Origin of the sequence: Stenotrophomonas sp. CFBP 13718, assembly GCF_014842145.1 — a bacterium.
GTDB lineage: Bacteria > Pseudomonadota > Gammaproteobacteria > Xanthomonadales > Xanthomonadaceae > Stenotrophomonas.
In genome coordinates, this window is the sequence record NZ_JACYVC010000010.1 from 50,236 (window position 1) to 62,359 (window position 12,124).

Consider the following 12,124-nt stretch of genomic DNA (forward strand, 5'->3'; position numbering starts at 1 on the left):
ACTCGACGGCGGTGGCAGCGATGCCACCGCCGTTTCAGTGTCCGGCAGACAAGCGCATCGGTGCACTCAGGGATGCCTCATCGTTTTCACGGCGGCTGCGCATGCATAACGGGCATGGTGGGGGTATTCGATGAAGGAACACATCCATGATGCCCAAGCGCCTCCGCCTCACCTGCCTGCTCGCCGCCTGCATGGGCCTGACCGCCGCTCCGTTCGCCATGGCCCAGGCGCCCGCCGCCGCTGCCCCCACTCAAGCGCCGGCCAGCGAGCCGGTGAACATCGAGCCACGCTCGCCGCTGCATGCGCAGGTGCTGCTGGACCGCGCCAACTTTTCGCCCGGTCAGATCGATGGCGAGGTCGGATCCAACCAGCGTCGCGCGGTGTCGGGTTTCCAGGCCGCCCATGGGCTGAAGGTCACCGGTGAGCTGGACGATGAAACGTGGACGGCCCTGAAGGCCGACAGCACCAACATGCTCACGCGCTACACGCTGACCGCAGAAGATGTGGCCGGGCCATTCCAGCCCACCCCGAAGGGCCCTGCCGCACAGGCGCAATTGAAGGCCCTGGGCTTCGGCACGGTGGAAGAGGCACTGGGTGAGCGCTTCCACGCATCCCCTGCGCTGCTGAAAGCACTCAACCCCGGCATCAACCTCGGCCAGGCGGGCGCCACGATCCAGGTACCAAATATCGGCAGCGGCGCGCTGCCCAAGGCAGCGAAGGTACTGATCGACAAATCGGACTCTACCCTGCAGTTGCTGGACGACCAGGGGAAAGTACTGGCGCAGGTGCCGGTGTCTTCCGGCAGCCAGCACGATCCGCTGCCGATCGGTGAATGGAAGATTCTTGGCGTAGCGCGTGACCCCACTTTCCACTACAACCCGAAGCTGTTCTGGGACGCAAAAAAGGGCGACACCAAGCAGACGCTGCCGCCGGGCCCGAACAATCCGGTGGGCGTGGTCTGGATTGACATCTCCAAGCCGCATTACGGGCTGCACGGCACCCCCGAGCCGGGCCACGTCGGCAAGACGGAATCGCACGGCTGCGTGCGCATGACGAACTGGGATGCGATGCGCGTGGCCGATGCCGTGGGACCGTCGTTGACCGTCGTGATGCAGGAGTGACCGGATGCGCGTGATGCCGTTGATTGCAGTGGGGCTGGTGGTAGGCATCGGCGTGGGCTGGTGGCTGTTCGACACACGGGGCGATGCGGTCGACATCGCGCCTGTGGATCCGGCGACCGTGATCGCCGTCCCTGAGACGGCGGCTGCCGGCGTACCGGGCGCGGTCGCGCCCGAGGCGGTCCCCGTGGCAGGCGCACCGCCGGTCACTGCCCCGCCCGTGGCGAGCCCGTCTGCCATGCCGCCGCCTGCGCCGGTGGCGTCGGGCAGTGGCCTGCTGCTGCCGGTCCAAGGTATCCAGCCATCGCAGTTGCAGGACACGTTTACCGACGCCCGGAGCGAAGGCCGGGTGCATGATGCGATCGACATCATGGCGGCGGAAGGCACGCCGGTGCTGGCGGTGGCCGATGGCCAGGTCGAAAAGCTGTTCGACAGTGATAAAGGCGGGCTGACGATGTATCAGTTCGACCCCGACGGTGTGCATTGCTATTACTACGCGCATCTGCAGCGGTATGCGGATGGCTTGGCGGAGAAGAAGCAGATCAAGCGGGGCGAAGTGATCGGGTATGTTGGCAGCACCGGCAACGCGAACAAAGATGCGCCCCACCTGCACTTCGAGATCCACCTGTTGGGGCCTGAAAAGCAGTGGTGGAAGGGCGAGTCGATCAATCCGTATCCGCTGCTGACTCAACGGTGAAGTGACTGACATCTCGGCTGGCTAGTACGAATCCTAACGAGCAGAGCCATGTGCGGCCGAGAAGTCAAGGTTACGCAGGAACACCACGACGAACAGGACGGCGTGCGTCATGCCAAGGAGTGCCTGACTGGTGACCATCCACTTCCCGGCAGGGGATAGCGGAACGATGTCACCGAATCCGAGCGAAGTAAATGTTGCAGTGGAAAAATAGAACGCGTCAGTAATAGACGGCAAGGGGGCAGCAATTCCACTTGGGGTGCCGGCAAGCGCGATGTTGCGATAATAGACTGCATACAGAAAGATCAGCTCCAGCGTGAAAAGGAAGAAGACCGCGATGACTGCGATGAGGTCTTCCTTCTTCAACACCAACGAGCGATTCATCAAGCGCGCGAACAATGCGTACCCCGCAAGAATGACTAGGATACCCAGTCCTACTGCGACACTTGGATGTTTTGCCAACAACAGAGGTACAACGGCAAGCGGAAAGACAAACCCCACCTTGAACATCGGCCACAAGCGCACCAATGTCTCTTTCAGGCTCCTCAATCTCTCTCTTGAACTCTGCTTGTCTGCTTGCATTGCCAATCATCCTTGATGAACTTATCAAAGTTAACGGCAAGCCCCCTCCAAACATTGAGGGCGACTTCATGGAAATGCCCTCTTTGCGAGCTAGCTGCAAAACAAGATCAGCCAAAGATCAGCGCTCATACCCAAGTCTGCGCGGCATCCGGACTAATACATTCACACTCTCAATTCACCACTTTCTTCGCCGTCCCACCACGTGAGGCGAGCGGCGCGGACGTGCAGCAACACGATGCCCGGGGTATCGATACCCTGCTCGAACCAGCGTTCAAGGTCGTCCACCCAATGCTCGGCAAAGGTGGCCTTGTCGGTATGCAGGTGGCAGTGCCCTTGCACGGCAATGAAGATCGGCGGCTTGCCCAACAGGGACTTCGCGCCGGTGAACGACAACCCGACCTTCGGGTCGCGCCGGATGTCGGCGACCATGCGCGTGTTTTCATAGGTGAAGAACCAGCTGTCACCGTCGTAGTCCACGTCGCCGTTGTTGCTCATCGGCCGTGCCGCCAGTTCACCGCCGTCGGTGATCGTCTGCAGCATGACGAAATCGATGTCGGCCATCTTCTTGGCCAGGTCCTGCAGCGTCTTCGTGCTCATGGGGCGGTCTCGCGTCGGTGGTTGGTCCGAGGGTGGACAGCTCGCTGTAAACCGCCCGTGCACGAACAGCGACGGCGGCGTGCGCAGGGTCACCCGATCACCCCGTAGAGCACCCCGAGCCCGAACAACGACGCCACGACGGCCACCGACGCCAGGACCACGGCGATCATTTCGAGGCGCGCTGGGGTACAGACCCTTCGGCGGGGCCCGCGCACTCAACGCCGCCCATGCACGGCGTCGCAGGCGGTCTGGGCCAGCTGCCGTCCGGCCTGCAGCAGTGCGCCCTGCAGATGATCGCCAAGCTGCTGCTCCGGCCCGGCGTGCTGCCGGGTCAGATGGGCAGCGTGCAGAATCTGCAGGATGCCGTGCAGCCCCTGCAGGCTGCGACTGGCCAGCGCCAGATCACCGCAGCGCCCCAGCCCCAGGCCTTCCTCTTCCCACAGCGTACCGTCCGCACTTTCGCCGTGATGCATCAGGGAGAGATGGGCCACCAGCGCGGGGGTGGGATCGCCCATGCCCTGCGCTTTGAGGGTTGTTTCCAGACGCTCGGCCAAGTGGCGCGGGATATCGAGCACGGCATCGCCGATGAGGGCATGGAGCCGTGCGCCGGGGGGAGAGAATTCACCCATGGAATGCCTGTCCTTCGCTGTGGCCACCCGCAGGATGCGGGGTGGCGGACGGTGCGGGTTGGCATACCGGAGCTTTCAATCACCATCAAACCGGCGGATCGGGTAAGGATCCCCACGCACCGCCCGCCGCAAGCCGGCAGGACGATGCATTCTCCGCCGTCCCCGAAGGGCCACAACAGAGATGGTGATTTGAAAACTAACGGAATGCCAATCCCGGCTGGAACTGTTGATTCCAGCCTCTGCATCGTCGATGCGATGGCCCGACGGGGATATGGGCGGATGTGTAAAACGGCAGAGGGCGTGACGACCGCTGGTCGCCACGCCCTCCGTGTGAAGCCCGCCGAGCAGGGCTCGGCGCTACCGCGTCACTGCCTGGGATCAGGCGAACGGGTCCTGCAGCACCATCGTGTGGTCGCGGTCCGGGCCGGTGGACACGATGCTGATCGGGCAACCGGCCAGCTCTTCCAGCGAACGCAGGTAGGCGCGTGCGGCCGGCGGCAGGTCGTCCCAGGTGGTGATGCCGTGGGTGTTCTCGGTCCAGCCCGGGAACTCCAGGTACACCGGCGTGCACTCTTCCCAGCCCTGCCCGTCCAGCGGCGCGTACTCGGTACGCTTGCCACGGTATTCGTAAGCGATGCAGATCTTCAGCTTTTCCATGCCATCCAGCACGTCCAGCTTGGTGATGCACAGGCCGCTGATGCCGTTGATGGCAACCGCGCGCTTCAGCGCCACGATGTCCATCCAGCCGCAACGACGCGGGCGGCCGGTGGACGCACCGTACTCGGCGCCGCGGTCACGGATGCCCTGGCCGATTTCGTCGTCCAGTTCGGTCGGGAACGGGCCACCGCCCACGCGCGTTGCGTAGGCCTTGGCGATGCCCAGCACGTAGTCGATGGAATCAGCGCCGACGCCGGCACCGGCCAGTGCACCACCGACGGTGGTGTTGGAGCTGGTGACGTACGGATAGGTGCCGTGATCGATGTCCAGCAGCGCGCCCTGCGCACCCTCGAACAACACCCGCTTACCCTGCTTGCGCAGGTCGTGCAGGATGCCGGCCACGTCGGACTTCATCGGCTGCACGTATTCGCCGAAGGCCAGCGCTTCATCGAAGGTCTGCTGGAAATCGACAGCATCGGTGCCCAGGTATTTGGTCAGCACGAAGTTGTGGTAATCCAGCGCGGTGCGCAGCAGCTCTTCCAGCTGCGCCGGGTAATGCAGGTCGGCGATGCGGATGCCGCGACGCGCCACCTTGTCTTCGTATGCCGGGCCGATGCCACGGCCGGTGGTGCCGATCGCCTTGCCACCGGCAGCGCGTTCGCGCGCCTGGTCCAGGGCGATGTGGTACGGCATGATCAGCGGTGCCGCCGGGGAGATCTTCAGGCGCGAGCGCACTTCCACGCCGGAGGTTTCCAGCTCGGCGATTTCTTTCTGCAGCGCGGCCGGGGAGATCACCACGCCATTGCCGATCAGGCACAGCGCATCAGGACGCAGGATGCCTGACGGGATCAGGTGCAGGACGGTCTTCTTGCCGTTGATGACCAGCGTGTGGCCGGCATTGTGGCCGCCCTGGAAACGTACTACGGCACCGATTTCCTCGGTGAGCAGATCGACGATCTTGCCCTTGCCTTCATCGCCCCACTGGGCACCAAGCACTACGACAGACTGACCCATGACGGGCTCCTCGAATTGTGTGCGGCCATCGGGGCCGCTGACGGGTAAACCGTGGCAGGACAGGCCAGCGCGGGATGGCGGCTCCAACGGGGAGGCGCCGGCGAAGGAAGGTCCCGGACACAGAAAAAGCCGAACGGGAGGGCCCGTCCGGCTTTTGTGCATTATCCGGGTTTCAGGGGGCAGGTGCCACCCCGGCCGGGGTACGGGTCAGCCACGGTTGGGGTCGGTCGTACCGGCGGCAGCGTCGCGCACGGGGAATAGATACTCGAAGGGCTGGGCGGGGCGCGGCGTGCAACCGAAGGCGCTGTCGAAGCCCTGCACGAATCGGGCCAACCCCGCGCGAAACGGGCCCGGCGGGTGGTCATCTTCGGCAACCTGCCGCCGCAGTTGCCGCTCGGTGGGATTGGCGGCGTGCAGGCCTGCGGCGGCAAGAAAAAAGCGCTGTAGATCGAACGACTCCCCTGCCCCCTCGGCCTCGGCCTGCCCGGCGCGTCGCGCCGCACTGATACCGCGCAGGTCACACGCGGCTTCTTCCTGCACGCGCGTGGCGTTCAGATGCGTCTGGTCTATCCACATGTCCCCGATACGTTGTCGGATGGCGGTGTCTTCGCGTGCCATCAGCGCTTCCGCCTCGGGGCTCAGGTCGCGCGCTTCGCCCAGCAGGTGCGCGATCTCATGCCCCAGCATGAAACCCAGCAAGCCCCAGCGCTCCTCACGGGATGAACCAAGGTGCTCAAGGCTGTCCAGCAGCGCCGGCGAAAGCATGACCCGTTCGTCGATCACGTTCGTCCCGAGCGAGAGGTGATGCGCAGGTCCCGCAAGGAGGGAATCGGTGGGGCCTTCAATGATGGCCAGATCGTTGCGGGTCGCGAGCACGTCCAGCGCCTGCATATTGGCAAGGTGCGAGGCCGAGGCGATGAATCCGTCCCAAGGCACCTGCTGGCCTGCATCGTCGAATACCAGCTGGACGGCTTCAAGCGCGGCGTGCAGCGAGGCGCGGTCCGCAGCGGGCAACGCGGACATCGCCAGGTCGTCGATGAACACCTGGCGGATCGCATCGAACATCGCCAACGCCGGCGCGGTCAGCGCCGGTGCCATGCGCTGGCCGTACCACGCACTGAGCAGCAACCTGCCGCCGCGGCTTTCATCCAGTTGTTTCAACCGCGCTGGCGGTTCGACACTCCCCAGCAGATACCCCTGTGCGCGACGCGCCTGGTGGTACTGCAGGAATGCCCGCCAATCGGCAAGCGGGCGCCGTTGCAGCATCACGTCAAGCTTCCTGCAACTCTCCATGGTGATGTACAGCGACGTCATCGGATCCAGGCCCAGCGTTTGCCAGACGGTCTGCCAGGCAAAACCCGGCAGCGCCGCCTCGGCTTGGGAAAGCGTGTAGGAATTCACCTGCACAGGGGCCTGGGCCAGTGTGCGCTCCATCTCCAACACCGTGTCTGCGGCCGCAGCCGCGTCGGTGGGCGCCATGCCGGACGTGCGCAGCAGGTCGGCAATGCGATCACGGTAAGCCAGCACATCGGGATGCGAAGGGGGCAGGCCGTACACCGCACCATCCGGGCTGCCAAGCGCGAAACCTGCGGCCAGCACGCCGTTGAGAAAGAAGCGCTGCAGGCCGAGCACCGACTCCTGCCCGCGCAGCATGCCTTGGCATATGTGGTGCTCGATGTCCGCACGGCTGGCGAGCGCGGCAATGGCATCGCGCTGCGGCCGGAAATGCGACCATCCCCGGCCCGCCGGATCGGCGGCGGCGGCCCAGGTTGCGGCAAGCGCGGCCTCGGCGCCCCCCGCTGCCGTGGATGCCTGCTGCGCCAGCGGCAGCAACGACTCGCTGGCGTGATGACGCAGTTCCGCGAAGCGGGTCGGGATCTCACGCCCCGGTGGGTGCTGCAGTTTCCAGAAGCCGTTGACGTAGCTGTCGAGCTGGCCGCAGGGGGTGGCGAACCACGCGGCGATGCCTTGCCACAGCAGTGAACTGCCGGCGCCGCCGCTCTCTTCGGCCACCGCGAGCGCTTCGGCATTGGCCAGCATTTCCAGCGGCTGCACCAATGGGTTGAACAGATCCGGGTGGAAGGCCTGCGGAAGTGGTGCGGCAGGTGTCGGTGCAGCGGCAGGCACGCAGCGCACGGAGTGCGGGCGCACGGCGGCCAGCAGGGATGACCCCGCCGGTGGGGGCCTCGGTGGCAGGGCCGTATCGTCTTGCCGCATGCCGACCCGCGCCGCCAGTGACGCCGCCTGCTGCCCTGCCAGCAACATGACCACGCCCAGCGTCACCGCACTGCGCAGGTCCAAGGAGCGGTTGCCGACAAAGCCGACGCCAGATACTCGTTTCGGCATGCAGCCTGCACGCCCTGAAACGGGCTGGCGGTGCGCCTCCCTCGCGACCTCATTGTTCCCCTGACGTGCGCGAACATCCCCCACTGCAATCGGCATCGTTCCACCTCCTGACCAGGAAGCTCCAACCCTAGTGAAGGTGCGTCAGGCGTCATAGGGACGCATGCGTCAATGAGCGGGAACTGGCAGTGGGGTGCGTGTCAGCAGGGTGCGTGTCAGTGCCGCACCCACCACAGCAGGCTCAAGCCGGCCAGCAACACCAGTCCGCCAAAACTGCGCAGCGCCGGACCGGGCAGGTCCAGCAGGCGCTCGGCCATGCGCTTCCACGCCCGCGGCGCGGCGAACAGCAGCAGGCCTTCCAGCACCGCCACCAGGCACAGCGCGGCAAACAGGTCTTTCATCCGGTTTGAACTCCACGAAAAGCACGAGGCCCGGACATGCCGGGCCCCGTACGAAGCAACTACAGAACTTACTTGTCGCTCTTCAGGTACTGCAGGAACGGATCATTCTTGTCCAGCACGATCACGCCATTACCATCGGTCAACGAGTTGCGGTATGCCTCAAGGCTGCGCGTGAACGCGTAGAACGAGGGATCGGCCGAACCCGCCTGTCCGTAGATGCGCGTGGCATCGGCATCGCCCTCGCCTCGCATCCGTTGGGCATCACGCTCGGCAACGGCCACCAGCACCGTGGCCTCACGATCGGCCTGGGCACGGATGGTCAGCGCCTGTTCCTCGCCTTCCGCCCGCAGCTTCGCGGCTTCCTGCTTGCGCTGTGCACGCATGCGCTCGTACACATCATTGATCACCTGGCTGTCGGTCGGCAGGTCGATCTGCTTGATGCGCAGGTCGATGATCTGCATGCCCAGGCCCTTCACCGCCTCGTTGATGCCGGTCAGCTGATCGGCGATCAGTTCGCTGCGGTCACCCGATACCAGCTCGGTCAACGAACGCGAGTTGATCTGGTTGCGCAGCGAGTCGGTGATGATCGGTGCCAAGCGGGCATTGGCCACGCGCGGATCGCCACCGGTGGCGCGGAAATAATCGCCCACGTTGGAGATGTACCCGATGGCGAAGAAGTCAACGCTGACATCCTTCTGCTCGGCGGTGAAATACCGCGCCGGTGCCGTGTCGAGCACCTGGAAACGGCGATCGAACACGCGCACGCTTTCCACCAGCGGCACCTTGAAATGCAGGCCCGGCTTGATGTCCGCACGGACCACACGGCCCAGATTCAGCACCATGCCGGTCTGGTCCTCACGGACCACGAACACCGAACCCAGCAGGCCGAACAGGATCACGACCACCAGGCCGATCCACAGTGAACTCCTCATTGGCTGCCCTCCTCACGGCCGTTCGGTCGACCCGTCGGACGGCCCACCGGCCGACCTGGATCACGCGGAGCGGTCGTTGCACTGCCGGTCACGGCAGGCAGCACGACATCCGGATTGGTCAATGGCAGCTGCGCCGCACCGGTCGGGCGCGTTTCACCCGGGAACGGTACGTAGAGCACCTGGCGGCTGTCGCCACCGATCACCTTGCGGTTTTCGGCCAGCACCTGCTCCACCGTTTCCAGCCACAGGCGCTTGCGGGTCACGTCCGGCGAGTTCTTGTACTGCTGCTGCAGCAGGGTGAAGCGCTGGGCGTCACCCTCTGCACGCGAGACCACCGCCGCCTTGTAGCCCTCGGCCGTGGTGCGGGTACGTGCGGACTGGCCGCGCGCTTCCGGAACCACCTTCGCTGCATAGGCCTGCGCCTCGTTGATCAGACGCTCCTTGACCTGCTGCGCACCATTGACCTCGTCGAAGGCCGGCTTCACTTCTTCCGGCGGACGCGCGTCAGGCAGGGTCAGACCGGTCACCGTCACACCGGTGCGGTACGCGGCCAGCAGGGTCTGCAGGCGCGTTTCGGCCGCCGTCGCCAGCGGGCCACGGTTGTTGAGCACCGAGTTCAGGTCGGCACGGCCGACCTCTTCACGCACCGCACTCTGCGACGACTGCTCCAGTACCTGGTTGGCATCGAATGTGCCGAACAGGAACAGGCGCGGATCATCGATGCGGTACTGCACGTTGAGCGAGACGTTGACGATGTTCTCGTCGCGGGTCAGCACCGGCACCGAGATCGAGAACGTCTTGATCTCCGTGGCGTTGACCTTGGTCACCGACTCGATCGGCCACGGCAGCTTGAAGTTCGGGCCGGGCTGCAGGATGCGCGAGAACTGGCCGAAGCGCAGGACCACGCCCCGCTGTTGTTCGCCTATCAGCTGGAAGCTGGAGAACAGCAACAGCAGGACCGCCGCGATCGCGATCCAGCGGACGATGCCTCCATCGAACATTTCCTTCAACGGCCCCGGGAACCCACCCCAGCCACCACCAAATCCGCCGCCGCGGGGCTTGGAAGGCCCCCGCCGGTTGTCTTCGGGACGTTGTCCGTCCCTGTTGCCGCCGGGTGTATTCCAGGCCATGCACGCTCCATCTGTATTGGGCCGCGCCACGGGCCCTTCCCGTGACACCAGCCTTGTACCGGTTTCCCTGATTCTACAAGATGGGGCGGATCAGGAGGATTGGAAGGGGGTAAGGTGATATTTCCCCGTCAGCGAGCGTTGCAATGTCCCTCCCCGCGTCTTTCACCGCCTTCCGTATCCACCAGGACGACCACGGCCATCGTAGCGGCCTGGAATCGATAGGCCTGGATGACCTGTCCGCCGGGCAGGTGCTGGTGCGGGCGCACTGGTCCTCGGTGAACTACAAGGACGCCTTGGCCGGCACGGGCAAGGGCCGTATCCTGCGGCGCTTCCCGCTGGTGGGAGGCATCGATGTCGCCGGCACGGTGGTGGCCTCCACGGATCCGGCCTGGCGTGAGGGCGATGCCGTACTGGCGACCGGATGTGGGTTGAGTGAGACCCGCGACGGGGGCTACAGCCCGTACGTGCGCCTGGAGTCCAGCGCCGTCATCGCGCAGCCGTCCGGGCTGTCCCCGCGCGAGGCGATGGTCATCGGCACCGCCGGATTCACCGCCGCGCTGGCGTTGCTGCGCATGCAGGACAACCGGCTCACCCCCGCTCATGGTCCCTTGGCGGTGACCGGTGCCAGCGGCGGCGTTGGCTGCCTGGCCGTGGATATCTTCAGCCGCGCGGGGTATGCCGTGCATGCGATCAGTGGCAAGCCCGGCCAAGCCGACTGGCTGCGCTCGCTGGGCGCCGCCGAGGTGCTGCCGCGTGAGGCCCTGGCGGATGCCGGGCCGCTGCAGTCGGCGCGTTTCGGCGGCGGCCTGGACAGTGCAGGCGGGACGATGCTGACCAGCCTGTTGGCCCAGACGGTGCCCTACGGCAGCGTGGTCAGCGCCGGTCTCGCTGCGGGCCCATCGCTGGAGATGACCGTGATGCCCTTCATCCTGCGGGGGGTGTCACTGCTTGGCGTGTCCTCGGCCAATGCACCCCGCGCGCTCCGCGAACAGGTCTGGGCGCAGCTGGGCACGGCCTGGCGGCCCGCACACCTCGATGCCATCTGCACACGGGAAGTGGTGCTCGCCGACCTGCCCGAGGTCTTCGATGGAATGCTGGCTGGGGGATCGACGGGGCGCACGGTCGTGCGGATCGACTGAACGTTGCAGGCGGGCGACGGACGGTGCGGCCTTTGCTTCACCCTGCCATGAGCAGCGCACTACACTGCTGGCATCACTTGGGGAACAACATGGCACGCATCCTTATCGTCGACGATTCGCCGTCGCAGCTGTTGGGGATACAGCGCATCGTCGAAAAACTCGGCCACGAGATCCTGACCGCCACCGACGGTGCCGCGGGCGTGGAAGCAGCACGCGCCGCGCTGCCCGATCTGGTCCTGATGGATGTGGTGATGCCCAACCTCAACGGGTTCCAGGCAACGCGCACGCTGGCCCGCGACGCATCCACGCGGCACATCCCGGTGATCCTGGTCACGACCAAGGATCAGGACACCGACCGCATGTGGGGCATGCGCCAGGGCGCGAAGGCGTACATCACCAAGCCGTTCTCGGAAGATGAGCTGTCCGAGGTGCTGGAGCGGGTGTTCGCCGGGCAGCCCTGACGGCTGGTCGAACGGGCGAGCCCCCCTCGCGGCTGGCTCTGACAGCAGACTGCTTGCTTGGGGCCAGGCGGTGGGGCTGGTCGGGGGACGGCAAAAGCCGCTCCTGCGGGCCTCGTTTCGCGCCATCCATGGCGGGGTCCACGTCATCGCATTCGCGCTGCCGCTCCCACGCTTTGCTGCGCAAACCGCGGGCCCCGTCTCACCAGCACCCACACCCCGCCGCTTCGCGGCCGCCCCTGACTCAGGGGCTCCCTCCACCCGACGTTTCAACGAGATCTGCGGTAGCGCCGACCCATGGTCGGCGGGATGTTCCCGCCAACGGCCCGCTGCGCTCGCCGACCATGGGTCGGCGCTACCGATGCCCGCAGGTCCCATGGCCGCCATGGACCTGTCCAAGGTGGGGCGGGGTGGGGTGGCGGGGGTGTTG

At 65.6% G+C, this 12,124-nt stretch carries 12 protein-coding genes; 4 read left to right on the top strand and 8 right to left on the bottom strand.

Going from position 1 to position 12,124, the window contains the following annotated elements:
• Positions 1 to 149: 149 nt before the first annotated feature.
• Together IFT58_RS14910 and IFT58_RS14915 are read left to right on the top strand one after the other, a co-directional pair.
• Complete coding sequence (locus IFT58_RS14910; RefSeq protein WP_192080722.1) at positions 150 to 1,121, top strand: L,D-transpeptidase; 972 nt, start codon at positions 150 to 152, stop codon at positions 1,119 to 1,121.
• A 4-nt stretch (positions 1,122 to 1,125) separates the two neighbouring features.
• On the top strand, positions 1,126 to 1,815 hold the full coding sequence (locus tag IFT58_RS14915; protein ID WP_192095791.1) for a M23 family metallopeptidase: 690 nt from the start codon (positions 1,126 to 1,128) through the stop codon (positions 1,813 to 1,815).
• Positions 1,816 to 1,848: 33 nt separating this feature from the next.
• Here the strand turns inward: IFT58_RS14915 and IFT58_RS14920 are convergent, their stop codons facing one another.
• The 8 genes from IFT58_RS14920 to hflK form a co-directional block, all read right to left on the bottom strand.
• Positions 1,849 to 2,394 carry a potassium channel family protein gene (locus IFT58_RS14920; protein ID WP_192095793.1) on the bottom strand — a complete coding sequence of 182 codons (546 nt, stop codon included), beginning with the start codon at positions 2,392 to 2,394 and terminating at the stop codon, positions 1,849 to 1,851.
• A gap of 162 nt (positions 2,395 to 2,556) precedes the next feature.
• The gene (locus IFT58_RS14925) at positions 2,557 to 2,991 is read right to left on the bottom strand and encodes a pyridoxamine 5'-phosphate oxidase family protein (protein ID WP_192095794.1); all 435 of its coding nucleotides are present in this window, start codon (positions 2,989 to 2,991) and stop codon (positions 2,557 to 2,559) included.
• Between the two features lie 215 nt (positions 2,992 to 3,206).
• Positions 3,207 to 3,620 (bottom strand): hypothetical protein, encoded by a 414-nt coding sequence (locus IFT58_RS14930; protein ID WP_192095796.1) that lies wholly within the window; start codon positions 3,618 to 3,620, stop codon positions 3,207 to 3,209.
• A 378-nt stretch (positions 3,621 to 3,998) separates the two neighbouring features.
• On the bottom strand, positions 3,999 to 5,291 hold the full coding sequence (locus IFT58_RS14935; protein ID WP_188324631.1) for an adenylosuccinate synthase: 1,293 nt from the start codon (positions 5,289 to 5,291) through the stop codon (positions 3,999 to 4,001).
• A gap of 207 nt (positions 5,292 to 5,498) precedes the next feature.
• On the bottom strand, positions 5,499 to 7,637 hold the full coding sequence (locus IFT58_RS14940) for a M13-type metalloendopeptidase (protein ID WP_192095797.1): 2,139 nt from the start codon (positions 7,635 to 7,637) through the stop codon (positions 5,499 to 5,501).
• Between the two features lie 212 nt (positions 7,638 to 7,849).
• On the bottom strand, positions 7,850 to 8,035 hold the full coding sequence (locus IFT58_RS14945) for a DUF2065 family protein (RefSeq protein WP_192095798.1): 186 nt from the start codon (positions 8,033 to 8,035) through the stop codon (positions 7,850 to 7,852).
• A gap of 68 nt (positions 8,036 to 8,103) precedes the next feature.
• On the bottom strand, positions 8,104 to 8,967 hold the full coding sequence (locus tag IFT58_RS14950; protein ID WP_188324634.1) for a protease modulator HflC: 864 nt from the start codon (positions 8,965 to 8,967) through the stop codon (positions 8,104 to 8,106).
• On the bottom strand, positions 8,964 to 10,097 hold the full coding sequence (gene hflK / locus IFT58_RS14955) for an FtsH protease activity modulator HflK (protein WP_188324635.1): 1,134 nt from the start codon (positions 10,095 to 10,097) through the stop codon (positions 8,964 to 8,966). Before hflK ends, IFT58_RS14950 begins: the two co-directional genes overlap by 4 nt.
• Before the next feature lie 143 nt (positions 10,098 to 10,240).
• On the opposite strand from hflK, the gene IFT58_RS14960 reads away from it, so the two are divergent.
• Both IFT58_RS14960 and pilH read left to right on the top strand, forming a co-directional pair.
• Positions 10,241 to 11,236, top strand: coding sequence for a YhdH/YhfP family quinone oxidoreductase (locus IFT58_RS14960; protein WP_192095800.1), 996 nt, complete (start codon positions 10,241 to 10,243; stop codon positions 11,234 to 11,236).
• 89 nt (positions 11,237 to 11,325) lie between these two features.
• Positions 11,326 to 11,697: a twitching motility response regulator PilH gene (gene pilH / locus IFT58_RS14965; protein ID WP_188324637.1), complete on the top strand. Its 372-nt coding sequence runs from the start codon at positions 11,326 to 11,328 to the stop codon at positions 11,695 to 11,697.
• Positions 11,698 to 12,124: the final 427 nt, after the last annotated feature.

Bases quoted from the DNA above. Each gene is read 5' to 3' on its own strand.
- IFT58_RS14915 (WP_192095791.1), top strand. From the start codon at position 1,126: ATGCGCGTGATGCCGTTGATTGCAGTGGGGCTGGTGGTAGGCATCGGC.
- pilH (WP_188324637.1), top strand. From the start codon at position 11,326: ATGGCACGCATCCTTATCGTCGACGATTCGCCGTCGCAGCTGTTGGGG.
- hflK (WP_188324635.1), bottom strand. From the start codon at position 10,097: ATGGCCTGGAATACACCCGGCGGCAACAGGGACGGACAACGTCCCGAA.
- IFT58_RS14945 (WP_192095798.1), bottom strand. From the start codon at position 8,035: ATGAAAGACCTGTTTGCCGCGCTGTGCCTGGTGGCGGTGCTGGAAGGC.
- IFT58_RS14935 (WP_188324631.1), bottom strand. From the start codon at position 5,291: ATGGGTCAGTCTGTCGTAGTGCTTGGTGCCCAGTGGGGCGATGAAGGC.
- IFT58_RS14910 (WP_192080722.1), top strand. From the start codon at position 150: ATGCCCAAGCGCCTCCGCCTCACCTGCCTGCTCGCCGCCTGCATGGGC.
- IFT58_RS14930 (WP_192095796.1), bottom strand. From the start codon at position 3,620: ATGGGTGAATTCTCTCCCCCCGGCGCACGGCTCCATGCCCTCATCGGC.
- IFT58_RS14920 (WP_192095793.1), bottom strand. From the start codon at position 2,394: ATGCAAGCAGACAAGCAGAGTTCAAGAGAGAGATTGAGGAGCCTGAAA.
- IFT58_RS14950 (WP_188324634.1), bottom strand. From the start codon at position 8,967: ATGAGGAGTTCACTGTGGATCGGCCTGGTGGTCGTGATCCTGTTCGGC.
- IFT58_RS14960 (WP_192095800.1), top strand. From the start codon at position 10,241: ATGTCCCTCCCCGCGTCTTTCACCGCCTTCCGTATCCACCAGGACGAC.
- IFT58_RS14925 (WP_192095794.1), bottom strand. From the start codon at position 2,991: ATGAGCACGAAGACGCTGCAGGACCTGGCCAAGAAGATGGCCGACATC.
- IFT58_RS14940 (WP_192095797.1), bottom strand. From the start codon at position 7,637: ATGCCGAAACGAGTATCTGGCGTCGGCTTTGTCGGCAACCGCTCCTTG.